This window comes from Acidiphilium acidophilum (assembly GCF_033842475.1).
GTDB classification, from domain to species: domain Bacteria; phylum Pseudomonadota; class Alphaproteobacteria; order Acetobacterales; family Acetobacteraceae; genus Acidiphilium; species Acidiphilium acidophilum.
This window is the reverse complement of sequence record NZ_JAWXYB010000018.1, coordinates 144,225-168,797: the sequence shown is the minus strand read 5'-3', so window position 1 is coordinate 168,797 and position 24,573 is coordinate 144,225. Positions and strand designations below refer to the sequence as shown.

The 24,573-nt window shown below is 64.4% G+C and carries 24 protein-coding genes; 12 read left to right on the top strand and 12 right to left on the bottom strand.

The genetic code is table 11. The annotated features are described in order from the left end of the window. Positions 1-25: 25 nt before the first annotated feature. The 5 genes from SIL87_RS03435 to SIL87_RS03415 form a co-directional block, all read right to left on the bottom strand. Positions 26-2,149, bottom strand: a complete 2,124-nt coding sequence (locus tag SIL87_RS03435) for an AsmA family protein (RefSeq protein ID WP_319612817.1) — start codon at positions 2,147-2,149, stop codon at positions 26-28. A 113-nt stretch (positions 2,150-2,262) separates the two neighbouring features. Next, on the bottom strand, positions 2,263-3,000 hold the full coding sequence (locus SIL87_RS03430; protein WP_319612816.1) for an ABC transporter ATP-binding protein: 738 nt from the start codon (positions 2,998-3,000) through the stop codon (positions 2,263-2,265). Next, positions 2,993-4,990 carry a branched-chain amino acid ABC transporter ATP-binding protein/permease gene (locus SIL87_RS03425; RefSeq protein ID WP_319612815.1) on the bottom strand — a complete coding sequence of 666 codons (1,998 nt, stop codon included), beginning with the start codon at positions 4,988-4,990 and terminating at the stop codon, positions 2,993-2,995. The genes SIL87_RS03430 and SIL87_RS03425 overlap by 8 nt, the downstream gene beginning before the upstream one ends. Continuing rightward, positions 4,987-5,916 carry a branched-chain amino acid ABC transporter permease gene (locus SIL87_RS03420; protein ID WP_319612814.1) on the bottom strand — a complete coding sequence of 310 codons (930 nt, stop codon included), beginning with the start codon at positions 5,914-5,916 and terminating at the stop codon, positions 4,987-4,989. The genes SIL87_RS03425 and SIL87_RS03420 overlap by 4 nt, the downstream gene beginning before the upstream one ends. Before the next feature lie 8 nt (positions 5,917-5,924). Beyond that, positions 5,925-7,163 carry a branched-chain amino acid ABC transporter substrate-binding protein gene (locus SIL87_RS03415; protein ID WP_319612813.1) on the bottom strand — a complete coding sequence of 413 codons (1,239 nt, stop codon included), beginning with the start codon at positions 7,161-7,163 and terminating at the stop codon, positions 5,925-5,927. A 223-nt stretch (positions 7,164-7,386) separates the two neighbouring features. On the opposite strand from SIL87_RS03415, the gene SIL87_RS03410 reads away from it, so the two are divergent. The 4 genes from SIL87_RS03410 to SIL87_RS03395 all read left to right on the top strand — a co-directional run bounded on the left by SIL87_RS03410 (position 7,387) and on the right by SIL87_RS03395 (position 11,539). Further along, the gene (locus SIL87_RS03410; protein ID WP_319612812.1) at positions 7,387-7,998 is read left to right on the top strand and encodes a LysE family translocator; all 612 of its coding nucleotides are present in this window, start codon (positions 7,387-7,389) and stop codon (positions 7,996-7,998) included. Positions 7,999-8,074: 76 nt separating this feature from the next. Next, the gene (locus SIL87_RS03405; RefSeq protein WP_319612811.1) at positions 8,075-9,334 is read left to right on the top strand and encodes a paraquat-inducible protein A; all 1,260 of its coding nucleotides are present in this window, start codon (positions 8,075-8,077) and stop codon (positions 9,332-9,334) included. A 9-nt stretch (positions 9,335-9,343) separates the two neighbouring features. After that, positions 9,344-10,978: a PqiB family protein gene (locus SIL87_RS03400; RefSeq protein ID WP_319612810.1), complete on the top strand. Its 1,635-nt coding sequence runs from the start codon at positions 9,344-9,346 to the stop codon at positions 10,976-10,978. A 3-nt stretch (positions 10,979-10,981) separates the two neighbouring features. Then, a complete protein-coding gene (locus SIL87_RS03395; RefSeq protein WP_319612809.1) occupies positions 10,982-11,539 on the top strand; it encodes a PqiC family protein in 558 nt (185 codons plus the stop codon). Here SIL87_RS03395 and SIL87_RS03390 read toward each other — a convergent pair. Continuing rightward, positions 11,529-13,100 carry an ATP-grasp domain-containing protein gene (locus SIL87_RS03390; RefSeq protein WP_319612808.1) on the bottom strand — a complete coding sequence of 524 codons (1,572 nt, stop codon included), beginning with the start codon at positions 13,098-13,100 and terminating at the stop codon, positions 11,529-11,531. The two genes, SIL87_RS03395 and SIL87_RS03390, sit on opposite strands and share 11 nt — an antisense overlap. Here SIL87_RS03390 and SIL87_RS03385 point away from each other — a divergent pair. The 4 genes from SIL87_RS03385 (at position 13,099) to SIL87_RS03370 (ending at position 17,409) form a co-directional block, all read left to right on the top strand. Further along, entirely contained in the window at positions 13,099-13,728 is a 630-nt protein-coding gene (locus tag SIL87_RS03385) for a flavin reductase family protein (RefSeq protein ID WP_319612807.1), read from the top strand. The genes SIL87_RS03390 and SIL87_RS03385 overlap by 2 nt on opposite strands. An 86-nt stretch (positions 13,729-13,814) precedes the next feature. After that, complete coding sequence (locus SIL87_RS03380) at positions 13,815-15,713, top strand: DUF3857 domain-containing transglutaminase family protein (protein ID WP_319612806.1); 1,899 nt, start codon at positions 13,815-13,817, stop codon at positions 15,711-15,713. Further along, positions 15,710-16,687 carry a 4-hydroxythreonine-4-phosphate dehydrogenase PdxA gene (pdxA, locus tag SIL87_RS03375; RefSeq protein ID WP_319612805.1) on the top strand — a complete coding sequence of 326 codons (978 nt, stop codon included), beginning with the start codon at positions 15,710-15,712 and terminating at the stop codon, positions 16,685-16,687. The genes SIL87_RS03380 and pdxA overlap by 4 nt, the downstream gene beginning before the upstream one ends. Beyond that, positions 16,687-17,409 carry a pyridoxine 5'-phosphate synthase gene (locus SIL87_RS03370; RefSeq protein ID WP_319612804.1) on the top strand — a complete coding sequence of 241 codons (723 nt, stop codon included), beginning with the start codon at positions 16,687-16,689 and terminating at the stop codon, positions 17,407-17,409. Before pdxA ends, SIL87_RS03370 begins: the two co-directional genes overlap by 1 nt. A 113-nt stretch (positions 17,410-17,522) precedes the next feature. On the opposite strand, the gene SIL87_RS03365 is transcribed toward SIL87_RS03370, so the two are convergent. The 3 genes from SIL87_RS03365 to SIL87_RS03355 all read right to left on the bottom strand — a co-directional run bounded on the left by SIL87_RS03365 (position 17,523) and on the right by SIL87_RS03355 (position 20,277). Further along, complete coding sequence (locus SIL87_RS03365; protein WP_319612803.1) at positions 17,523-17,771, bottom strand: hypothetical protein; 249 nt, start codon at positions 17,769-17,771, stop codon at positions 17,523-17,525. 443 nt (positions 17,772-18,214) lie between these two features. Continuing rightward, positions 18,215-19,771, bottom strand: a complete 1,557-nt coding sequence (locus SIL87_RS03360) for a GMC family oxidoreductase (RefSeq protein ID WP_319612802.1) — start codon at positions 19,769-19,771, stop codon at positions 18,215-18,217. 296 nt (positions 19,772-20,067) lie between these two features. Next, a complete protein-coding gene (locus SIL87_RS03355) occupies positions 20,068-20,277 on the bottom strand; it encodes a hypothetical protein (RefSeq protein ID WP_319612801.1) in 210 nt (69 codons plus the stop codon). 83 nt (positions 20,278-20,360) lie between these two features. Between SIL87_RS03355 and SIL87_RS03350 the strand changes: the two genes are divergently transcribed. After that, on the top strand, positions 20,361-21,308 hold the full coding sequence (locus SIL87_RS03350; protein WP_319612800.1) for an IS1595 family transposase: 948 nt from the start codon (positions 20,361-20,363) through the stop codon (positions 21,306-21,308). Positions 21,309-21,528: 220 nt separating this feature from the next. Here the strand turns inward: SIL87_RS03350 and SIL87_RS03345 are convergent, their stop codons facing one another. Beyond that, positions 21,529-22,239: an IS6 family transposase gene (locus SIL87_RS03345; RefSeq protein ID WP_319612799.1), complete on the bottom strand. Its 711-nt coding sequence runs from the start codon at positions 22,237-22,239 to the stop codon at positions 21,529-21,531. Positions 22,240-22,396: 157 nt separating this feature from the next. On the opposite strand from SIL87_RS03345, the gene SIL87_RS03340 reads away from it, so the two are divergent. After that, complete coding sequence (locus SIL87_RS03340; RefSeq protein ID WP_319612798.1) at positions 22,397-22,840, top strand: helix-turn-helix domain-containing protein; 444 nt, start codon at positions 22,397-22,399, stop codon at positions 22,838-22,840. A gap of 60 nt (positions 22,841-22,900) precedes the next feature. On the opposite strand, the gene SIL87_RS03335 is transcribed toward SIL87_RS03340, so the two are convergent. After that, positions 22,901-23,140 (bottom strand): hypothetical protein, encoded by a 240-nt coding sequence (locus SIL87_RS03335; protein WP_319612797.1) that lies wholly within the window; start codon positions 23,138-23,140, stop codon positions 22,901-22,903. A 96-nt stretch (positions 23,141-23,236) separates the two neighbouring features. Between SIL87_RS03335 and SIL87_RS03330 the strand changes: the two genes are divergently transcribed. Then, complete coding sequence (locus SIL87_RS03330) at positions 23,237-23,533, top strand: type II toxin-antitoxin system TacA family antitoxin (protein ID WP_319612796.1); 297 nt, start codon at positions 23,237-23,239, stop codon at positions 23,531-23,533. After that, entirely contained in the window at positions 23,533-24,066 is a 534-nt protein-coding gene (locus SIL87_RS03325) for a GNAT family N-acetyltransferase (RefSeq protein WP_319612795.1), read from the top strand. Before SIL87_RS03330 ends, SIL87_RS03325 begins: the two co-directional genes overlap by 1 nt. Before the next feature lie 67 nt (positions 24,067-24,133). Here SIL87_RS03325 and SIL87_RS03320 read toward each other — a convergent pair whose 3' ends face one another. Continuing rightward, positions 24,134-24,382 carry an HNH endonuclease signature motif containing protein gene (locus SIL87_RS03320; RefSeq protein WP_319612794.1) on the bottom strand — a complete coding sequence of 83 codons (249 nt, stop codon included), beginning with the start codon at positions 24,380-24,382 and terminating at the stop codon, positions 24,134-24,136. Positions 24,383-24,573 lie beyond the last annotated feature (191 nt).

The following is a 24,573-nucleotide window of genomic DNA, read 5'->3' as shown; positions in this document are numbered from 1 at the left end:
TGAACGAAGCGTGACAACAGGGGGGTCAGTGACTCCGCTGGAGTTGCTGCTGGTTGAGTTGGCGGGTGGTCAGGGTGGGCGCATGTGGTTTGGCCGCAGGCTTTGCGCCGGGCACTTTCAGCGCGCGTGCCGCCTTGGGCGTGGTTCCGAGCGGGGCCTGTCCGGGTCGGCCGTCGCGCGACTGAGTTTCCGCCTCCGAGACCAGCGCCTGGCAGACGTGCGGGTCTTTCGCGCCGAACTGGATGGTCGGGATCAGCGCGAGGGGGGCCGCGACGATGCCGAGCGCCACGACGGCGGCACCGCGCTCGATAAGAGGTCCCTTCGCCGGGCCGATGCTCGGCTTTTTCATGGTCCCGCCGATATTGATCGGCGCGGGGAGCGAACCGATGCTGAAATGCTTCGGCTTGGAATCGATGCGGTAATTGATCGCCTCGGTCTTGAGATTGACGGTGCCGCCGCCGCGAACCAGCGAGCTGCCGGTATCGAGCAGCAGCGTCCGGGTCGAAAAGAGCCCCTGATTGAGCGCGAAGTCGCCGACGAAGCAATGCACGTCGGTCTGGCGCGGCAGGCCGAGGGCGGCGACGAGGGCATTGCCGAATTCGAGCCCCGAAAGCGAGACCAGAATGTCGCTCAGATTGCCGCCCGTCATATAAAGCGCGAGCCCGCCCGTGCCGTTGCCGGCCCAGCTCGCGATGGAATTGCCGGTGGCGTTCAGGCTCGCCTTGCCTTGCAGCAACCCGCCGCCTTTGAACACGTGGGTCGCGTTCATCAGTTTGGAGATGTTCACGTTATCCGCATCGATCGTGGCGACCGCGTGGATCAGCTTGTCCGGTTGCGGCGTCAGGGCGATATCGCCCGAGACCCGGCCGGTGCCGATCCCGAAGCTGACCGGATGCAGGTTGATCGCGCCGTTCACGATGGTCAGGTTGGCGGTGAGCGTGTCGAACGGCATCGATTTGCCGACGATGCTATCGGCTTTGTAGTGCAGATAGATATTGGCGGCGTTGAGCTTGGGCAGGTTGAACGGCTTGTCGGGCAGCAGATTGGCGTGGGTCGCCTCCGATTTCGCCACTGCGGCGCGCTGGGCCGGGCTGATCCCCGGCTCATGCGTCCCACCCGGTTTGGTCGCAATGAAGCCGCCGAGATCGTTGAGATCGACGTGGTGCGAGGTGAGATCCATATGGACGACCGGTTTCGCCTTGCCATCGCTCAGCACCGCGCCGGGATTTTCGCGGATGTTGCCTTCGAGGTCGCTGTCGCCAACCACGCCATGGAAATCGGTGAAGTCGATATCGCCTTTCGCGTAGGCGAGGTTGCCGCTGATCCGGTATTGCGGCGTCGCGGGGATCGGAATTCCGGTGAGGGCGTAAAGATCGGCCATGCTGGCCCCGGCGAGGGTCAGGCGCAGATTGGCCCCGGCGAAATGCAGCGGGTTCTGCACCGTGCCGACCAGGGTGACATGGGTGGCGCCGTTGGCCAGCGCGAGATCGACCGGATAGGGCGCGGTGGTGTTGCGCAGATTGAGCAGCGCCCCGGCGGTGAGTGTGCCGGTGATCGGCTGGTGATTGTAGGTGCCTTTGGCGGTCGCCGCGATCTGGCTCGGCTGGTGCTGCGCGGCGACGATGCCGGTGGCCGCCTCGGTATGCACCGCGAGATGAACATCGGCCTTGAGCGCCGGATCGACGAAATGGACCTTGCCATCCTCGATGGTCAGTGCCCCGATCTGGGGCGGCGGCGCGGGTTTGGCGGCGGGCCTGGTCGGTTTGAATGCGTAATTCGTCTGTTTCTGCGGCGTCGCCACCGCGTCGATCACCGGCCCGTCGAGGTCGATCGCGGGGATCACGGTGCGACCGTGAAAGATGTAGTCGATGATGTTGAGGCTGACGGTCAGCCGGTGGATCGATGCCAGCGGCGCCGCTTTCGGGAAATGGGCAGGGTTGGCCACCACGACATCATCGGCCCGGACGGTCGTGACCCGCCCGAGCGACACATGAAGGTGTTTGATCGTCACCTTGTGTCCGAGCGAGGCGGAGGCTCGGGAGTCCACGATGGGGATGAACCAGTCCCAGTTCCAGAAAATTACGAGCAGCGCGATGATGACGACCGGCACCGCCGTAGCGATCAGACTGATCCGGCCCCGCCGGGTCACGACCGGTCGACTCCGGGATCGAACAGACCGACAGGGTGACCGGATGCGCTCATCCTTCTCAGGTGGCGATGCGCGACGTGCTCTGCAATGTAAAAGCGGTTAATCTCTCCGGCTCAGGCCTCGACCTGCAATTCGCCGAGATAGGCCTCGCGGATCGCCGGGTTCGCCGCGAGTTCCGCTGCCGGTCCGGCGAGCACGACCTGCCCGGTTTGCAAAACATAACCCCGCGTGGCGATCTGCAGCGCCATATTGGCGTTCTGCTCGACCATGAAAATGGCGACGCCCTGGCGGTTGATCGTCTGGATGATGCCGAACACGATTTCGACGAAGCGCGGCGACAGGCCCATCGAGGGTTCATCCATGCAGATCAGCACCGGGCGGGCCATCAACGCCCGGCCGATCGCGACCATCTGCTGCTCGCCGCCCGAAAGCGTGCCGGCAAGCTGGGTCCGGCGTTCCTTTACCCGGGGGAACAACTCATACACCCGTTCGAGATCGTCGTTGAAGCTCGCATCGCGTTTGCGGGTATAGGCACCCATTTCCAGATTCTCGAACACGGTCATGCGCGGAAACAGCCGCCGCGCTTCGAGCACCGGGGCGATGCCGCGCTTCACCCGCTCGGCCGTGCTGAGCCGGTTGATCACCTCGCCGCGAAACCGCACCGTGCCCGAGGTCGGCGTCACCGTGCCCATGATCGTTTTCATCGTGGTCGATTTGCCCGAGGCGTTGCCGCCGAGCAGCACGATGATATCGTTGCGGCCCATCGTGTAATCCACACCCTTGAGCACGTGCAGATCGCCGTAATGCGTGTGCACCGCGTCGAATTCGAGCAGCGGGGTCTCGTCACGCATGGACCGTGCCCCGCCCGATATACGCTTCGATCACCGCCTCGTTGCGCCGCACCTCATCGGCGGGCCCTTCGGCGAGTTTCTCGCCGTAATCGAGCACCACCACATTATCGGCAAGGCGGGTCACCACATCGAGCTTGTGCTCCACCAGCAGCACGGTCAGGCCGAGTTTGCGAAATCCCGCGATCTGTTCGGCGAGTTCGAGACTCTCTGCCGGGTTCATTCCGGCGGTCGGCTCATCGAGCATCAGCAGACGCGGGCGGGCGGCGAGCGCCCGAGCAATCTCGACCCGGCGGCGGTTGGCGTAGGACAATTGCGCCACCCCCTGATCGATCCGCGGGATCAGCCGGTTGCCGAACAGGCCGAGCAGTTCGAGCACGAATTCGCGGGCCTCGCGCTCCTCGGCACGGACATGCGGCAGGCCGAGCACGATGCTCGCCGGCCCGGCGGCGAGGTGGCTGTGCTGGCCGATCAGCACGTTTTCCATCACCGTGAGGTTGGGAAACAGGCGGATGTTCTGGAAGGTGCGGGCGACGCCATATCGCAAAATCTGGTCGGGCCGCCGGCCGAGCAGTTCCTGACCGGCAAATTCGACCGACCCGCCCGACGGCGTAACCAGCCCGGTAATGCTGTTGAACAGGGTCGATTTACCCGACCCGTTCGGCCCGATCACCGCGACCACCCCGCCCGCCGGAACATCGAGCGAGACCGATTTGAGCGCGACCAGCCCGCCGAACCGCACCGTGAGGTCGCGCACCGCGAGTGCCGCCGGCGGTCCGGCAATGGCAGCCTTCGCCGCCGCCGCGCTCAGCCGCGCCACGGCGGGGGCCGACCCGCGCGAGACCGCGGCATCCTGCTGGGCGAAAGAGAGTTTCACCTCGTTGCGCGTGGCCGGCACCAGCCCGTCCCGCCGGTAGAGCATCATGGTGACCAGAATGATCCCGAATATCAGTTCCGAGGCCGAGGTGAGCTGCAGATTAGATAGAAACGGCGAGCGCAGCGCAGTGCCGAGGGACTGCACGACAACGCTGAGTTCCGGCAGAAACCACGCCTGCAGCAATTGCAGCAGCACCGCGCCGATGATCGCCCCCCACACGCTGCCGAGGCCGCCGAGCACGATCATCACCAGCACCATGATCGACACCGGCAGATCGAACATATCCGGCGTCGCGGTCTGGAGTTTCGCGATATAGAATGTGCCAGTCATGCCCGCGAACCCCGCCCCCATCGCGAAAGCGAGCAGTTTCAGCCGCGTGGTGTGAATTCCCATCGCGGAGGCCGCGATCTCGTCCTCGCGCACCGCCATCCATGCCCGTCCGATCCGCGAGGGTTTCAGCCGCAGGCTGACGAACAGCAGGAACAGCACCAGCGCGAGACCGACATAATAATAGGGTGTGGAATCGATGCCGAAACTGTGGCCGAGCACCGATGGCGGGCCGACGCCGTTGAGTCCTTCCGCGCCATTGGTCAGCCAGGTCCAGTTCCGCGCCACGATCGGCACGATCTCGCCGAAGCCGAGCGTGACGATGGCAAGGTAATCGCCCTTCAGCCGCAGCGTCGGCGCACCGAACGCGACACCGAACCCGGCGGCGATGACCGCGGAGACCGGCAGCATCACCCAGAACGGCACGATGAAATGCACCGTCGCCGCCGCCCCCACGCCAAGCTTGGTCACGAACCCGATCGCGGCGAGCTGCTGCCACGCGGCACTCCAGGGCGGATGAAGCTGGTAGGAGTTCAATATGCCGTAGGCATACGCCCCGATCGCGAAGAACGCGGCATAGCCGAGATCGAGCAGCCCGGTGAACCCGACCACGATGTTCAGCCCCAGAGCGAGCGCGGCATAGGCGCAGCAATTCGCCGCGATATCGATATTCGCCTGCCCGGTATCGAGAAACGGGAAGGCGAGCAGCACGATCAGCAACGCCGCGAACAGCGCCTGCCGGGCGCGCGGCGGCAGATCGGCCAGCCGCCGGAGCCCGAGGCGTTTCATGAGCGGTTCGGCGCCAGCATGCCGAGCAGCCCGGCCGGGCGGAACACCAGCGTGCCGATCAGGATCGAGAAAATGATGACATCCGCCCAGCGCGCCGCGATATACTGGCTGCCGAGCGTCTCGATCAGCCCGATCACGATGCCGCCGAGCATCGCCCCCGGCACGTTGCCGATGCCCCCCAGCACGGCGGCGGTGAAGGCGCGCAGCCCGGCGGTGTAGCCGATGCTGTACTGGGTGAAATTGTAATAGAGGCCGAAAATCATCCCCGCCGCCCCTGCCAGCGCCGAGCCCGCGAAAAACGCGATCATCACCACCCGGTCGACATCCACCCCCATCATGCGCGCTGCCTCGGCATCCTGCGCCACCGCGCGCATCGCCTTGCCGATTTTCGTGCGTTTGACGAACAGGTTGAGCCCGACCATCAGCACCGCCGCGACGATCCAGATCAGGATTTCCTTGAGCCGGATCACCACGCCGCCGACATGGTACGCCACTTCCGGCATCGGGTCGGGATAGTTCAGCGCCTGCGCGTTGGTGGCGAGCAGCACGAGATTGAACAGGATGTAGGAGACGCCGATGGTGGTGATCATCGCCATCGGCCCCTTCACATTGCGCATCGGCCGCAACGTGTATCGCTCGATCGCGACCCCCAGCGCTCCGAACAGCACCATGGTGATCGCCAGCGCCACCAGCAGCGTGATCACCAGCGCCGCGCCATGCAGGATCACCGACTGGCCCTGCAACCCGAACAGTTGCAGCACCACGAGGGCGATGAACGCGCCGACCATGAACACGCTGAAATGCGCGAAATTGATCAGTTCGAGAATGCCGTACACCAGGGTGAACCCCAGGGCGAGCAGCGCATACACCGCCCCGAGGCTGACACCGTTGATGATCTGCTGGAAAAAAATCGCAGCCCCGGTCATGATCCGGCCTAGCTCTGCGGCGCCACCCCGATATAGACCGATTGTTTGTTCAGATCGGCCAGGGGCGCCGATTTGTTCTGCTTGAACTGGAACACCGCGACCACCCGGGTTTCGAGATCGCCGTATTTGTCGAACGAGATCGGCCCCTGCAGCCCGTTGACATGCACGGTCTGGATCGCGTCGCGCACATTGGCGGAGGTCAGGGGCTTGCCGCTCGCCTGCACCGCCTTGATCCCCGCGATCGCCACCAGAGCGGCATCATACGAGGTGATCGCATAATCGTCCGGCTGGAGATTATAGGTCTTGCTGTAGAGCGCGACCCAGCTCGCCAGTTTTGGATCGTCGACCACATGCGGCGAGGCGTTGGTCGCGTACCAGCCCTCGGCGGCGGGAAACCCGGCGGCGGTCATCATTTCGGGACTCAAAATCCCGTCGCCGCCGCCTTTGATGATCTTCGGCACGATCTGGTAGGATTGCTTCACCAGCTTCACCGCCGCCTGCATCGTCCCGCCGTAATAGAGCGAGGAGGTGCCGGTCGCCTTGATCTTGGTCAGCACCGCCGAATAATCCGCCGCTTTCGGGTCGAGCCGGTCGCGCCCGAGCACCTTGATGCCTTTTTTCTTTGCCTGCGCCTCGAACGCATCGGCGAGCCCGACGCCGTAAGCCCCACTGTCGTCGAGAACGTACACACTCGGGGTCTTGAGGGTCTCGGCGTAGAAATTCGCCATGTTCGGACCCTGATAGGCATCGGTCGTGACGGTCCGGAAGTAGATCGGCTTGCCGCCGGGATCGAACTCGCCGGCATATTGGGCGCTGGTGATGTCGGGCGCGGTGGAACTCGGCGTGATCGTCGCCAATATGCCCATCGACAGAATCGGGGCCATCGCCTTGCCCGATCCGCTCATCTCGGGGCCGACATTGGCGAGCACCTTCTTGTCGCCCACCAGCTTGCGCGCATTGGTCGCGGCCTGGGCAGGGTCGTACTGGCCGGCGGTCGCGGTCGCGTTGTTCAACACCATGGGCTCCAGCGTGATGCCCTTGAGTTCGCCGCTGGCATTGGCCAGTTTGATCGCGAGCAACGCCCCGTTCAGGATCAGATGCGCCGCTTCGGCATCCGCGCCGGTCAGTGGCAGGGTGATGCCGATCCGGTAGACCTTGTCCGCCGCAAACGCGACGTTGAGCCCGGCGGCGGCAAGGGCGGCAGTGGCGGCACTGGTGCGCAGCGCCAGTCGTCGAGAAATCATCATGAGCCCCATCCATGTTGTTTTTGTGCGTCAGCCACGCATAGAGTAGCGGGCTGCAATAGGAACGCAAGCGGAATTTCTCCGGATTTCGTGATCGCGTCCTGCCCGGTTCCGCTACGGTGATCCCCGTATGGTCACGCCGGATGAACCGTCTCAATATAGTGCGGCGGAGCCCTGACCCGGCTGTTTCGGCGGACCGGATCGTGCCGCTGTATGAGGAGATTTCATGCCCGATCCGCATCTGTATTTCGGCTTCGTGGCGACCGTGACAGTGCTGATGCTGCTTCCCGGTCCCAATGTCGGGCTGATCGTCGCGAACAGCATCCGCTACGGCATCGGCTACGGCCTGCTTACCGTCGCTGGCACGACCGCGGCGATGGCGGTGCAACTCGCCCTCACCGGCCTCGGCCTGTCCACCCTGCTGGCCGGGCTCGGGGCATGGTTTGCCTGGGTCCGCTGGATCGGCGCGGCCTACCTGATCTATCTCGGCATCCGCGCCTGGTTCGCGCCGCCGCTGGCGCCCGGCGCTCCCGCCGCGACACGATCGACGCCGCGGGCGATTCTCGGGCGGGCCGTCCTGGTCTCGCTGACCAATCCGAAAACCCTGATGTTCTACGGCGCGCTGCTGCCCCAATTCATCACCGGCAGCGGCGTCGCGCATCAGATGCTGGTGCTCGCGCTCACCGCTCTGGCGATCGCGCTGGTGATTGACTCGCTCTGGTGCCTCGCCGCGCACCGGTTGCGGCTGCGCCTGTCCGGGCGATGGGCCAACCGGCTCAGCGGCGGCGTGCTCGCGGGCGCAGGACTCGGCCTCGCACTCGCCCGGGTACGGCGCTGAAGCAGACCGTCACGATGACGTGATGGCCGGATCGCCTGCCCGGCTCCTATCTGGGGGTCATGAGCGCGCGCTGCCGATGACCCTGACCTCGCTGATCACCGGCACGCCGGATGCCGTCATCGACCCGCCGCACGGGGTGATCGGGTGCTCGTGGTGCGGGCTGGTGCAGCGCCTGCCGGAGCAGTCCGGGCGCGGCGTGATCCATTGCCGGCGCTGCGATGCCGGGCTGGAACGGACCAGCGGCCGCAGCATCGATGCCGCGCTGGCCTGCTCGATCACCATGATGGTGCTGCTGATCCCGGCGATCGTGCTGCCGCTGATGCAGGTCTCGATCCTCGGGGCCATCAATCAGAGCACCGTGGGGGATGGTGTCGCGGGCATCTGGTCGCAGGGCTGGCCGCTGATGGCGATGGTGATCGGGGCGGAACTCATCGCGGTGCCGATCCTGCGGTTCGGGCTGCTGACCGCCGTGCTGCTGATGCTGCGCCTCGGGCGGCGGGCGCACTGGCTCGGCCCCGCGTTCCGGATCACCGAACGGCTCGATGAATGGGCGACGCTCGATGTCTTCCTGATCGGCTGCGTCATCGGCTATTCCCGGGTCGCGCCGTTCCTGCCGGTGCATATCGGGCCGGGCGGCTGGTGCGTGCTCGCCGCCGCCTTCATGACCATGATCACCCGCGCCACGCTGGAACGCCGCGCGATCTGGCGGATGATCGGGCCGGACGCCTCGGAAATGGACGGTCCTTCGGTCGCCTGCGGCGCCTGCGATCATATTGCGCCGCTCGCCGATGAAGGCGGCCACTGCCCGCGCTGCAACGCGCATCTGTGGCGGCAGCGCCCCTATGCCACGATGCGCGCCTTCGCCTTCACTCTGGCCGGGTTCATCTTCTACCCGATCGCCTATCTGTTCCCGATGGAGGTCGATATCGAGGCGGGCAACGCCCATGCCCATTCGATCATCACGGGCATCATGCAGCTGCTCCAGGCGCATCTCTGGCCTCTGGCGCTGGTGATTTTCATCGCGAGCGTCGGGATTCCGCTGTTCAAGCTGTTCGGCATCTCCTGGCTCATCCTGTCCTCCTACCAGCATTCGACCAGCCGGTTGCGGCTGAAGGGCAAGCTTTACCGCATCATCGTCGGGGCCGGCCGGTGGTCGCATATCGATGTCTATACCGTCGCCGTGTTCCTGCCGCTGATGCGGCTGCCCGGCCTGCTGAGCGTGCAGGTGGCGGACGGGATGCCGGCTTTTCTAGGGGTGGTGGTGCTGACCATGATGGCGGCCCGGGTGCTCGATCCACGCCATATCTGGATTGCCGCCCACGAGGGACATAAATGATGGGGCGAAATGGCTGATAAATCTCCCGAACCCCCCAAGGCGCGTTTTCGCGGCACCCGCTGGCCCGGCATGATCTGGGCGGTGCCGGTGGCGGCGGCCGGCATCGTGATCTGGCTGGGACTGGAAGCGGTGGCCAAGCGCGGGCCGGAAGTGACCGTGGACTTCCCGACCTCGGGCGGTTTGAAACCGGGATCGACCTCGGTGAAATACCGGGGCGTCACGGTCGGGCATGTGGATGCCGTGCGGCTGACCAAAACCTTGAACACCATGAAGGTCACGATGCGCTTCATGGGAGACATGAAGGGCCATCTCGGTCGCGGCACCAGCTTCTGGATCGCGGGGCGCAAGGTCAGTTTCGGTAATCTCGCCTCGCTGAAAACCATCATCGCCGGACCTTACATCGGCGTCGAACCCCATGCCGGAAAGCTTGCCCGGCACTTCACCGGCCTGACCCACGCCCCGGTGCTGCATAGCGGGGCGAAGGGCGAGATGCTGCGGATCGTCGCGGCGCACCCCGGCAATCTGTCGCGCGGGGCCGGGATCTATTTCAACCATTTCAAGATCGGTCAGGTCGTCGATGTCGCGATGCGGCCGGACGGGCGGCACTTCGACATTTCGGCCTTCATCCAGCGCGCCCATGAAAATCTGGTCTCCACGCGCAGCCGGTTCTGGAATGCCGGCGGCGTGAGCGTGAGTACCGGCGGCTCCGGACCCAAGCTGGAATTGCAGTCGATCCCCGCGCTGGTCTCGGGTGCCATCGGGGTTGAGACCCCGCCGGGCGGCGGTCATCCGGACAAAGGCACGATCTATCACCTCTATTCGGGCCGCGCGGCGGCACTGTCCGCGCCGGGGCCGCAAGCGGTGCCGTATCGGGTGATCCTCGCGGGTGGGCCGCACGGGCTGAAATCCGGCGCAAAGGTGACGCTCGAAGGGGCGGATGCCGGGGTGGTCACCAAGGTCGCGATGCGCTTCGACCCCGATGCCGGAAAACTCGTCACCCGGGTCGATCTCGCCCTCGAACCGCATGACCTGCCGCTCGCCGCGCCGCATCGCTGGCACCTCGCCGATCCCGCGCCGCAGATGAACGCGATGCTCGCCACGCTGATCGGCCAGGGGCTACGCGCGCGGATGGACCGTGCCACGCCGGTGATCGGCGCACAGACGATCGCGCTCGATCTGGTCAAGCACGCCCCCGCCGCGACCCTCGGCACCGGGACGGTGCCGGAAATCCCCTCGACCACCGCAACCTCGGTCAAGGCGATCATGGCGCAGGTCAGCGAGATTCTGGCGAATGTGCATGACGCGACCAGCCGGATCGCCGCGGTCAGCCGTTCGCCACGCACGAGGCGGACGCTGGAGCGGCTGGACCGCACGATCACCCATGTCGATGCGATCACCCGCACCACCAGCGCGCAGCTGCCGCAACTCCTCGCCAGCCTGCGGCAGAGCATGCATGCCGCGGATGCGGCGCTGCGCTCGGTCCATGGGTTGGTCGCGCAGCAGGGCACGGCGGCCAACGCACCGGAATCGGAATCGTTGCCGCGTGCTCTGTACGAGCTGACCCGCGCTGCCCGCTCGCTGCGCGAACTGACCGATTATTTGTCGGGCCACCCCAATGCGATCATATTCGGCAAGGGACGCTGATCGATGAAACACGCCGCCGCCGGTTTCGTGCTGCTCGCTCTGCTGGCCGGATGCGCGGCACCGAAAACCACCTACCTCACGCTCGCCCCGATACCCGGCCCGACCGCCGCGACAGTGAGCCCGCCGCTCGGCATCGCCCGGGTGAGGATGCCCGCCGCGATCGACCGGCTCTACCTTACCAGCGCGACCGGCCCATCGACCATGGCGGTGGCCGATCATGCCCGCTGGGTCGCCCCACTCGGCGGCGAAGCTCAATCGGTGCTGGCTGCGAACCTCGCCCAACGCCTGCCGGACACCACCGTGCTGCGCCCCGGCGATCCTGCGCCCCATGGCGGCGAGCGGATGGTGAGTGTGAACGTGACGCGGTTTCTGCCCGCTTCCGGCCTCGTGGAACTCGATGCCGGGTGGCGGATCATGTCGCGGCACCATCATCGCAGCATCGGCCAGGGGCGCGCGACGATCAGGGTGCCATCCGGTGCCACGCCCGCCGGGGAAGCGCAGGCGATGAGCGTGGCGCTCGGCCAACTGGCGGACCGGATCGCGGCCCACCTTACGCCCTGAACCGGTCCAGCATCCGCGCGACGGCGGACTGGATCGCGGCGACCGCAGGATTTTTATAGGCGAAGAGCGGATCGGTTTCGGGGTGGACAAGCATGGTCGCATTGACCTCGAACACCAGCAGCCGCCCGTCCGGCAGGATGGAAAAATCGATCCCGCCGTAATCGAGGTCGAGCCGTGCCGCGATTTCACCGAGGCAGGCCATGGCGCGCGACCCGAGCGCACCGGCGGGATCGGACAGGAAGGCCGCTTCCTCGGCGCGGCGTGCTGCATCGTGTTCCATCCCGGCGGTCCAGTAATGGACCAGCCAATGGGGCGCGATGGCGAGATGGTAGGGGTAGGCGATGCGATCCACGAAGATCGCGCGGTATTTCCGGTAGAACCAGTCGGCGGGCGAGCGGTAGTCGATGAAGTCGGTGACGTAGGAATACGGCGCGCGGCCGATCGCGCGATCGGCGGCGGGTTCGGTTTCGGCGAGGACCAGATCCGTGCCGCCATGCGATCCCGCCGGGCGGACGATGACCGGAAGCCGATGGCCGCGTCGCCACCCTCCCTCCCGGTGGCCATCTTCTCCCTCCGCCTTCCGGGCGACCCGGCTGACCGGGGGCACCACGATGTCCGGGATGCCGGCGAGCAGGGCCGGCAGGTTGGCGCGACCGGTCAGGCCAATCCGGTCCGGGTGATTGAGCACCGGACGATCGGTGGTGTCGAGCAGGTGGCGGACCGAGGGGGCGAGCGGCGGCATCAGGTCGGGATCACCGATCGCGTTGAGGATGAAATCGTGAGGCGGGGGGATCTGGTTCGGTGCCGCATAGTCGATGAACCAGCGGATCTGGGTGGCGTGGCGGCGGGGCAGCAGATGATCGAGCGGGATATTGGCGGCAGCGGCGCAGGTCATAACCAGAATCGTCGGCGCGGCGGGCGGGCCGGGGATGGTGATGATCGGGCGAAGGCGATAGGCGGCATCGCGGTGCCGCAGGGTCGCTGGGTCGTCGGGCGGCAGAAGGGCGGCAAGGTTCTGGTGCGCCGCGATCTGCCCCGGATCGAGCGAGAGCGCATAGCGGCAGGCGGTGATCGCGGCGGCGGTATTGCCGGTGCGGGCGCAGACCGCGCCGAGGGCGGCGGCGGCATCCGCGCTGGCGGGATCGGCGGCGATGGCGGCGGTGAGGGTGGCGATGGCGTCGCGGGCGTTGCCCGCTTCGGCCTGGGCGGTGCCGAGGCCGATCAGCAGACCGGCGCGACCGGGCCGGGCCGCGACCACCACAGCAAGGTCGGACGCCGCTTCGCTGAACCGGCAGAGCGCATTGAGCGCGGCGGCGCGGGTCATGCGGGCGACGAGATCGTCGGGGTCGGCGCGCAGCACGGCATCCGCCGCGCGGATGGCGCCCCGATGATCCCCGGCTTCGAAGAGGGACTGGGCCCGCAGCGCGTCCATGGTCGGGTCGGGTCGGAGTGGGGCGGCGAGGAGCTGGCTCATCGGCGCAGCATAGCGGGACGCGGTGAACGCCGGGTTAATTGACGCGAACGATGGACAGGCGGGGCGCGAGACGCGATGATGGTCCATGCTTTTCGATTTCACATCGCTGCCGCCGCTCGACCAGTACAAGCTGCTCGCCTCGACCGTGGTGCCCCGGCCGATCGCCTGGGTGGTCACGATCAACCCCGCGGGACGGCTGAATGCCGCGCCGTTCTCGTTTTTCAACGTGTTCGGGGCCGGGCCGCCGATCCTGTGCATCGGGATCGGGGCACGCAAGCCGGGGGATGCGAAGGATACCGGCGAGAATATCCGTGCGACCGGGGAGTTCGTGGTCAATCTGGTCGGGCAGCGGAACGCCGAGGCGATGAATGTCACCGCCATCGAGTTCGGGCCGGAGGTGGATGAGTTGGCCGAGGCCGGCCTGACCACCCTGCCCTCGACCAAGATCCGCCCGCCACGAATCGCCGAAAGTCCGGTCGCGATGGAGTGCAGGCTCCATTCGGTCATGGAGTTCGGGCCGGACCGGGCCATGGTGATCGGCGAGGTGCTGGCGATGCATGTGCGCGACGATTCGGTGCTGGATGCCGGGCGGTGCCATATCGATACCCCGAAGCTCGACCTGATCGGCCGGATGCATGGCGGCGGCTGGTACGCGACCACGACCGAGCGGTTCGACATGAAGAGGATCGCGGTGGAGGATTGGCGGACCGGGTGATCACGGTAAGTTTGCCTTGCGGGGGCAGTCAAAACCTCGCACCTCCCCATGTGATCGTTGGCATCTGATCGTTCACGGAGTCGATAATGGCATCTTCACGTCTGTTCCGCACCGCTTCACCCTGGGTTCTGGCGGCCTGTGCCGCCGGGGTGGCCCACGCCGCCACCGCACCGGCCCCCACCAGTAATCCGGGAGCGGGCGCGCCGTTCAAGGTGGTATCCTACAGCGACACGTTCGATCTCGCGGCGAACGGGACCTATACCCGCACGGTCCACAAGATCATCGAGCCGCTGACCAAGAACGGGGTGCAGAGCGACGGGCAGATCCAGGAGGTGGTGGCGACCGCGATGGAGCATTTCCATCTGGTTTCGGCCAAGACGATCGCGCCGGATGGCAAGGTCTATGCCGTCACCAAAAAGGATGTGCACACCCAGACCGCGCCCTCGGCGGTGGATGCGCCGACCTTCAGCGACGCCAAGATCGTCAGTATCGAGTTTCCCCATGTCGAGCGGGGCAGCAAGCTCGACATCACCTACACGATGCATCGGTTCCAGCCCTATTTTCCCAACGAGTTTTCGGGGATCGATGCGGTGCCGCCGGATCAGCTCACCGGGCATGAGCAGGTGCAGGTGCGGGCACCGGCGAGCCTGAAATTGTTCACCTCGGTCCGGGGTGGCTACAGGATGACCCGCACGGTCGATGGCAAGACCCAGGTGATCACCGCGACGCTGATCGACCCGCCCTATCATGCGGTGCCGGGGGATGCGGTGAGTGCCGGGCAGTTCGAGCCGATGTTCGTGGCCACGACGTTTCCCGACTGGCCGGCGCTGGGCGATGCCTATTGGGCGCGGGCCAAGGCCAAGACCAAGGTGACGCCGGATGTGAAGAAACTCGCCGATGAGATCGCCGGGACCAAGACCGGGCGGGCGGCGATGGATGCGCTGTATGACTGGACCACCACGCGGATCCGCTGGGTCGGGATCGAGCCGGGATTGTCGGGGTGGATTCCGGCTTCGGCGGGGCATACGCTGACCCGACGCTATGGCGATTGCAAGGCGTCCGAGACGCTGCTGGTCGCGTTGCTCAAGGCCAAGGGCATCCATGCGGTGCCGGCGCTGATCGATGGCGGGAGTGCGGATTACCAACTGACCCATCGGGTCAATCTCGGGATCATCGACCATGTGATCGTTTACGTGCCGAAATATCATCTGTTCCTCGACCCGACCTCCGGGTTCGCCACTCCGGGGGAATTGCCGGCCGGGGATGTCGACAAGCCGGTGATCCTGGCCTCGGACCATTCGACGGTTTCGCGCACGCCCTCGGGCCCGGCTTCGTATGTGCAGGATACCGTCGAGACGATCGGGGCGAAGGGGGGGCTGCACGGGCATGGCACGATCCATGCCACCGGCTATACCGACTGGATGATGCGCGATCTGCTCGATCAGCTGCCGAAGGCGGATGACGGGCATGTGGTCAAGCAGGTGCTTTCGGGCGAGGGGCTGGTGGGGTCGGGGCAGTTCAGCGCGCCGCATCCGGACGATCTGGCGCAGCCGTTCAAGGTGACCGATCAGTGGCAGGCGCCGGGGTATTACAATGCCGGTCACATCGTGGTGCTGCGGGTTCACAAGGGATTCGGCTTCACCACGGTCGGGCATTATCTTGCGAGCAATGCGACGCCGAGCAAGCGCTATCCGGTGAAGCGCGAGATCGGGACGATGCATTTCATGACCAGCCTGACCTTGCCCGACGGGTACAAGGTGCTGGCGACCCCGGAGAGCGGGACGGTGACCACCTCGGCGGGGCGCTTCGTGCAGACCGCGACGATGAAGGGGCATACGCTGCATCTGGATCAGACCCTGTCGCTCGACCGGGTGTGGTATCCGGTGAAGGACCGCACCGCGCTGGAGGCGCTGTTCACCAAGGCGTACCGGCTGGATCGGCAGCAGGTGGTGCTGGAACGCGAGGGGGCGAAGCACCAGGCATGAGTCTGCCGCTCGCCTTGACCATGGGCGACCCTGCCGGGATCGGCGGGGAGATTGCGGCAGCCACGTGGCTGGGGGCGCGGCAGGGGCAGGTGATCGCGCCGTTTTTTCTGATCGCGGATCTGCGCTGGGCCGGCGGGTTCGGTGTGCCGGTCGAGGCGATCGAGCATCCTTCGGGGGCGGTTGCGGCATTCGGGCGGGGCTTGCCGGTGCTGCCGGTGGCGCTCGCGATTCCGGCGGTGGCGGGGCGGCCCGATCCGGCCAATGCGGGGGCGGTGATCGCTTCGATCGAACGGGCGGTGCGATTTGCCTTTGACGGGTCGGCGGGGGCGGTGGTGACCAATCCGATTGCGAAATCGGTTTTGTATCAGGCGGGGTTCGCGCATCCGGGTCATACCGAGTTCATCGGCGAGCTGACCGGGGTTTCGCATCCGGTCATGATGCTGGCGGGGCCGAGCCTGCGGGTAGTGCCGGTGACGGTGCATGTTTCCTTGCGGCGGGCGCTGGAGAGTTTGACCACCGAGGCGATCGTGCTGGCGGCGAGGGTGACCCATGCGGCGTTGATGCAGGATTTCGGGATTGCCGCGCCGCGGCTGGCGGTGGCCGGGCTCAACCCTCATGCCGGGGAAGCGGGGGCGATGGGCGATGAGGAGACGCGGATCATTGCTCCCGCGATCGAGGCGTTGCGGGCGGAGGGGATTGCGGCCTTCGGGCCGCTGCCGCCGGATACCATGTTCACGGCACCGGCGCGGCAGGGTTACGATGCGGCGATTTGCATGTATCATGATCAGGCTCTGATCCCGCTCAAGACCCTCGATATGGAGACCGGCGTGAACGTGACTCTCGGCCTGCCGATTATTCGGACTTCACCCGACCACGGCACCGCGTTCGATATTGCGGGCCAGGGGATTGCCCGCCCGACGAGCCTGATGGCGGCGTTGCGGCTGGCAAGTGCGATTGCGGGGCGGCGGGCGTGATGCGTCAGCGGCTGGGGGTCAATCTCGATCACGTGGCGACGCTGCGCAATGCGCGGGGGGCGGATTATCCCGACCCGATCCGGGCGGCGCATCTTGCGATCGAGGCGGGGGCGGACGGGATCACGCTGCATCTGCGCGAGGACCGGCGCCATGTGCGGGATGGGGATATCGAGCGGGCGCGGGGTTTGCCGGTACCGTTGAACATGGAGATGGCGGCGACCGAGGAGATGGTGGGGATTGCCGAGCGGTTGCGGCCTCATGCGTCGTGCCTGGTGCCGGAGCGGCGCGAGGAGGTCACGACCGAGGGCGGGCTGGATGTGGCGGGAAAGGCCGGGGTGCTGGGGCCGCGGATTGCGCGGTTGCGGGATGCCGGAATCCGGGTTTCGCTGTTCATCGACCCGGATGAGCGGCAGGTTCGGGCGGCGGTGGCGCTGGGGGCGCCGGTGGTGGAGTTGCATACCGGGGCCTATGCCGAGGGCAAAGAGGGCGAGCTGGCGCGGTTGATCGAGGCGGCGCGGCTGGCGGATGGGCTGGGGCTGGAGGTTCATGCCGGACATGGGCTGAGTTTCGGGAATGTCGGGCCGGTGGCGGCGATTCCGCAGGTGCGGGAGTTGAATATCGGGCATTTCCTGGTGGGTGAGGCCGTGTTCATCGGGCTGGCGGAATCGATCCGGCGGATGCGCGCAATCATGGACTCGGCCCGCCGACGCACCGGCGGCTAAACGGCGCAGGCCGGAATTACCAAAGCCCTACCTGCTTACCCATAACCTCCGCCAGTTTCAGCAGTCTGTATGCAGTGGCGGGGCGTGGACGACGGCGTATCCGAGCCGTGGGATCATGCTGGCGAGATCGTATCGGCGATCACAACCCATCGACGTACTGCGGGTCGGCGCTCTTCGTCGAACAAGCCAGTGAGCACAGACGCCAGCATGCCGACACGGATGATCGGCGTACCGAAGTCCAAGTTGAAGATATCGGCGCACCCGACGATATTTGGGTTGCGCGCGATGAAGTCCGGGACTTCCCGACCAGGGACTGCGTAATCGTCACGCTTGATGTTCACAGCTCGACGCTCGTCGGACATTCCGTACAACTCCAGTTGGTAGACGCCGCTAAGGCGGGATTCGATACTCGAATAATGCGGTGAGCAGGTTGTTTCTACCTCTAGTCTAGTGGAGGCCGGTGAGTTCTCTTCTAGGCGGCGACAGTCCGGGCTGCCTCTGTGCTTGGCCTCGTCATAGGGCCCGTACGGCAACGGGAACGCCTCGCCGCTATTACCACCGCTGTCGAGCATCGCTCTTTCGGGCAGTGTCTCTCATCGGACTCAAGCTGCCCTCGAAGGAATGCCGCTCGTGCTTGGCTACGCTAATGTCCGCTTGTGGGCAACGGGCTTGGATACGGCAACGACTGCGATGAAGCGCAATACTGCCGGTCGGTTGGCGGGTGGCATCTGACCGAAACAAGAGCGGTAGCTTTGTGATGGGCCAGGGACAAACGTCCCTGGCCTTGCCCAGTCCGAAGGTTGCCTCAAACGTAGCAAGCGACTCCGCGAATCAGGTCGGAAGCGCGTTCGGCAATCATGATGGTCGGCGCATTTGTGTTGCCACGCACGACGCTTGGCATCACCGATGCATCAACCACACGCAAGCCGTCGACACCCTTCACCCGCAACTCCGAATCAACCACGGTGCCAATCGCGCAGGTGCTGGTCGGATGGTACACCGTGTGCGTGTATTGCTGCACGTAATTCCAGATATCCGCCTTGCTGTCCGACTTGGGTACCTGGTGCTCGCCCTTGATATGTGACCGCAGAGCCGGCTGTTTAGCGATATTCAGGGCGATGCGGATGCCCTCGATGATGCTGTTACGATCCTCTTCGGTCGCAAAATAATTATGCGTGATCCGCGGCTTGGAGCCTGGCTTCGCGGAGCGTAGCGAGAGTTTACCACGGCTGGTCGGCTTCAGCACACACGGGCCAAAGCCAAATGCATGTGCGGTCGGGATGCCCATACCTTCTTCATAGAACATCACGGGCGCAGCATGGAACTGTACATCCGGCGCAGGCAACCCATCCCGAGTCCGGAAAAATCCGCCCGCCTCACCGATGTTCGACGTCAGCGGCCCTCGTCCCTCCGTGGTCAGTTTGGCAACGTTCTCTGCGGTTGCGGCCGTCATCAGGGTTTCAGTATCGGTGTACCACGACATCAATGTCATGGGATGGTCCTGCAGACCAATGCCCACCGGAAGATCCAACCGGACCGGAATCTGCAAAGCAGCAAGGTCTGCCGCCGGGCCGATACCGGAGAGCATAAGAAGTTGCGGAGAGTTATAGGCACCGGATGCTAAAATCACCTCTGTCTCGGCATGGATTTGCTGCAGCTCCCCATGCACGGCAATTTCAACGCCGCTGGCGCGGCCGCCTGCGAAAAGAATCCGGGTCGCAAGGGCGCCTGTAATGACGCGCAGGTTAGGTCGGCTCATTGCCGGATGCAAATACGCAACCGCAGCGCTACAGCGCATACCGTTGCGCTGGGTGTTCTGGAACAGCCCGACACCGTCCTGCGCCTCGCCATTGAAATCGGGATTCGCGCGATACCCAGCTTCAACCCCGGCCTGCACAAATGCATCCATCAACGGATTGCGTGAGCGGCCCTCGCAGACTGATAAAGGACCAAATTTGCCGTGATATTGATCCTCACCGCGTTCATTGCATTCGGAGCGGCGAAAATAGGGCAGCACATCATTGAAGCTCCAGCCTTCGGCACCGTCCTCGGCCCAGCCATCGTAGTCCAGCCGGTTGCCGCGAATATAGACCATCGCATTCATCGAACTGGAGCCCCCCAGCATCTTGCCCCGCGGCAAATAGACGCGTTTGCCCGCCAGGCCGGGCTCAGGCTCGCTCGTCAAATCCCAGTCAAACTCTGACTTGAAGAGTTGCGGAAACGCCGCCGGAATATGGATTTCCTGTGCCGTGTCAGGGCCGCCAGCTTCGATCAACACAACGTTTACGCTAGAATTTTCGCTCAAACGAGCGGCAAGCACGCAGCCGGCCGAACCAGCGCCAACGATGACGTAATTTGTCATGTTCCCGAACCTTCTCCTCTAATCCGGTTATTTTTCCCGGTTAATGCCGGCCGGATGCCCAGAAATTAGCCTAAGGAGCAGAACTGACAAGAGCATCAGGACTCCCGACAATCACCGCTCGCAGTCAGGAGTTTGTCGTCGGCGATCGCCAGGCATCCGGGATCGCAGCTTTGCCGATGAACCCGCCCTTGCGCTTCCAGACCGATGAACCGCGCCGGATCACCCTGCATGAGCCTCCGATCCCATAGCCGATGCTGGAAATACTCGGCCGGCATCAGCCGGCCAGGGCCCCGACTCTATCGCGTCGTCGCCCACACGATCCGGGCCAGGGCAGCGGCGGTCGGTGCCGCCTCACGCACATTGGTCAGGATGTCCACCGCCGGCGGCCGCCCCGCCCTGGGGGCGCCACTGTCTGCGGTCGCACCCGTGCCACCCGTCGCCCACACCAGTTGTTCCATCGATAAATCCTCCGCGATGGAGAATTCCCGGCGGGATCGCGTGTGCAAAATGCCATCTGCTTAACCATCTTGATCAGCCGCATTTCGTCATGTACAAAACAGGAACATTGAGGCATGAGCGGAGGTTTTCGATGGCGCGCAATGCGGTGCAGTTACAAAAAGGGCTGAGCGAGGCCGAATTTGATCGGTTGTACGGCACCGAGGAGCAATGCCGAGCTGTCGTGATCAAGCTGCGCTGGCGCGATGGGTTTTCCTGCCCGATCTGCGGCGGGACAACCTACAGTGAAGTCAAGACGCGCGACTTGTTCCAATGCAGCACCTGCCGTCGCCAGACCTCACCGATCGCGGGGACGATTTTCGCGTCGACCAAGCTGCCACTGCGCACGTGGTTTCGGGCGATGTATCATCTGACGCAGAGCAAACAGGGCATATCCTCGATCGAACTGGGGCGGCGCCTCGGTGTACGCCAGACCACGGCGTGGATGCTCAAGCACAAGATCCAGCAGGCGATGATGGAGCGCGACGGGCGCAAGCGCCTGAAGGGGCGGGTTGAAATCGACGACGCGGTCCTGGGCGGTGAGCGTTCGGGCGGCAAGCGTGGACGCGGGGCACCGGGCAAGACGCCGTTTGTCGCCGCGGTCGAAACCACCGATGACGGCAAGCCAGCACGCTTGAAACTGCGCCGCGTGGCCGGGTTCACCGGCCAGGCGATTTCACGATTTGCATTGAACAGCCTCGATCCGTCCTGCACCGTGGTCAGTGATGGGCTTGCCTGTTTTCATCGCGTGACCGATGCCGGATGCCAGCATCAGCCGACCCTGACGGGCAGTGGCCCCGCGGCCGTTCGCAACCCCGCCTTCAAATGGGTCAATACCGCGCTCGGCAATATCAAATCCGCAATCAACGGTACCTACCGGGCAATCAGCACCAAACACGTGCCGCGATATCTCGCCGAGTTCGAGTACCGCTTCAACCGCAGATACGACCTCGCCAGCATGATCCCCCGACTCGGCTACGCTATCGTCACGGCGCCGCCTATGCCGTATCGCTTGTTGAAATTGGCTGAGACTTATGGGTAAGCAGGTTAAACTATCGTATAAGCCACGTTATTCGCAATTACCGTATATTTAGATTGATATACTCGTACTAAATTTACAAAATCACGGGCCAATCGGAACCCACGGCTGTTCAACGCTTTGATATAGCGACGAGTGAGAGCAGGTGGCGGACGCCGGCGAGTGCTGCGCGGGCATTGTCAAGTTGATTGGAAGATGTGCGATCTGACGGAGACCCGACTGATCATGCTGCCAGATTGGGTGCATAGTCGGCCCAGAGCAAAAATGCGTCGGCTCTGGCGTGGCGGAATGATCGGGCGGAGAGGCGGTGGCGTTTTGGGCGGAACACTGAGGTGATCTGGTCATGGGTAGCGAGGAATCTCTGGGCATGACCCGGGGATTTGAACCGACCCATGATCTTTTCTCGTCGCCTGGTATGGCGGTGTGACGCTTCGATCCGGTTATTCAACCGCTTGTGGGACCGTTGATCGGCACTGCGGCAATCCGTGCGGAGTGCAACATTGTAGCTCCGGAGTTTGTCGGTCACCACGACGCGCGGCTGACCCCATCGGCGCATCAGCTTGCGGAGAAATCGTCGGGCGGCATCGGCATTGCGGCGTTTCTGGACCAGGATTTCCAGCACATCACCCCGATTATCGACGGCGCGCCACAGCCAATGTGGCTCACCGCCGATGGTGATCACCATCTCATCGATATGCCACTTATCGCCTGCCGGCGGCCGATCACAACGAATCTGCGACGCCATCTGCGGCCCGAAACGATCGACCCATGCTCGGATCGTCTCGTAGCTCACCGTCACACCCCGTGCAGCGAGCAGATCCTCAACATCCCGAAGGCTCAGGTTGAACCGGTAGTAGCTCCAGACCGCATAGGCGATCACCGATCGAGGAAAGCGATATCCCTTCAAACGCAGAGGCAGCGTCAAATCCATCATGCCAAATCGCTACGGATACCCGCAGCCGTCGTCAACCTGACAATGCCGCATATGATCCTCAGGGTCGCCGAACGATCGTGGTTTATCGCAGCGTTGATGCGGCAAGCTATCCAGCCGTCAGGTTATACCACGAGAACCACGTCAGCCCGGATGGAGTTTGACCCCCAAGTTGATGATAAAGGTCTTGCCGATGGATAATGCCGGAAAGAATCTCCAGAATGGGACTAGGGCTGGCGTACAATCGGTTGGTCAGCGGATCCGCGAGCTTCGGTTGACGAACAATCTGACTGAGGCCGAATTTGCCGATCGGCTCGGTGTATCGCGCAAATTGATCTTTCAATGGGAAACCGACCGGATCGGATGGGACCCCGGGAGCATCCAGCGAATCGCAATCGTTCTGGGTACGTCCTTCGGGTATCTGGTTTCCGGCAGAGAAGAGTCGCACGAGCGCGATGAGTTGGATTTGATACAGCTTTATCGCGCCTGCACACCTGAAGATCGCAAAATCCTGCTCACTACCGCAAAGCGGTTAAGAGCGTGCATGAAGCGTCCCCAGAGAGCCGCGAAGCGTTCATCATTCGACCCGAGGGTGTCGGACTGATGTCTGACGGGGTGGGGTCATGGCCGCAATCATCCCGATCGGCAACGGAAGTAAGCAATGTCACGTGTCGGCCTTGAGCGGAAGCTCCGGAAAGAATGTGGCATGACCTTTGCTCCGGCTCATCTCGCCCTGAATACGATCCTGGAAACCATCGAGGATGAGGTTGCCGTCAAGGGGTGGTATGGGATTCCACGCTTTGGCCGGTTTGCTGCAACCACGATCAAGACGCCCCACTGGCGTCTTGATGACCCGAGAGATTCGTGGTGTCGCCCCCGCCAAATTCGTGGTGTTCGGGGGCATCTCCTTATTTTCAGAAAGGACCGGGAGCAATAGCGATTTTGTATTGCAAAACAAACTACAGTCTCCTATCTTCGCCTCATAGCTAAAGGGGCCAGCATGACCGGCGCGACCAAACGCAAAGACCACCCGCTCTCGATGCGTCTCCCGGAAGGCGACATCGCCATCATCGACCGTGCCGCTGACCTGCGCGGCCGGTCGCGGACCGACTTCGTGCGGGACGCGGCGGTACGAGCCGCCGAAGAGGTCCTCATGGAAAGCACGCTGCTCCGCATGACCCCCGAAGGCTTCGAGACGTTTGTCCAGGCTATCTCCGCGCCCGCCGCCCCGGTGCCGGAGATGGTGGCATCCCTCGGCCACAAAGCACCGTGGGAGAAGGGCGCGGCAAACCGCTGATGGCGGAGCCGCCGCTCTCTGCGCCCGAACTTCTGAATTCCGGCCACGACGTAACACAATTCTCTTGCGGCAAGACCTCGCTCGATCATTGGCTGAAGACCCGGGCGCTGGCCAATCAGCAGAAGGGGTTCACGGTGGTCATGGTCGTCCATGTGGCAGGCCGTGTCGTCGGCTATTACGGCTTGGCGCCGACTGCCATTATTCCCGCCGCCCTGCCGCGCTCGATCCGCACCGGGCAGCCGCCGAACCCGGTGCCGTGCATTCTGCTCGGCCAGCTTGCCACCGATCTGGCCTGGGTCGGGCGGGGGATCGGCACCGGGCTGTTCAACCACGCGCTCGCCCGCAGTATCAGCGGCGCCGCGCTGATCGGCGGCCGCGCCCTCATCGTCAATGCCGTCGATGACGGGGCGGCAACATTCTGGCGCCGCCGCGGGTTCCTGCCGTCAAGAGACGACGCACTGATGCTGTTCCGGTCCATCGCCGACATCGCCGCCTCGCTGAAGGCAGTAGATCCTCAGGCCGAGGATCAGTGACCTTGCTGCTCCGCGTCGAAGCCATATTGGGCGGAGTACCACGCAAGATTGGCACGGTGCCAGACGGTCAGTCCTTCCAGCGTCGACCCGGATCCACGCCGAACGCATTCCGGCCTCGCAGCCTACGAGTGGGGCAAACGAGCACAGCACCGTCATCGGCGAAGCTGACTAGGCCGGCATCGAAGGCGGCGTCCGACAGCGCCGACGGCAGCAGCCCGTTGTGCACGTCCATCCGCTCGGCGTCGGTCGCGCATTCGGCCCAAGGCACGATGTGGGTGGCGTGGAGCAGCACCGGTTCAGCGATTCCGGCGTACACCGCCCGCCCCGATAGCGCAGCAGTGCCTTGCGGAAAACATCCTGGCAAATCCGCTGAAGGACGGGCCGTTCGGCCTGGATCGCGCGGGGAAGGTTTGCTGCCGCGGCCTGAAACTGCACGAGCGGTGGGTTCCACCAACCGAGGGCTTTGAGCGATCTCGCGACTTCCCCGCCGATTTCGCCGAGAACCAG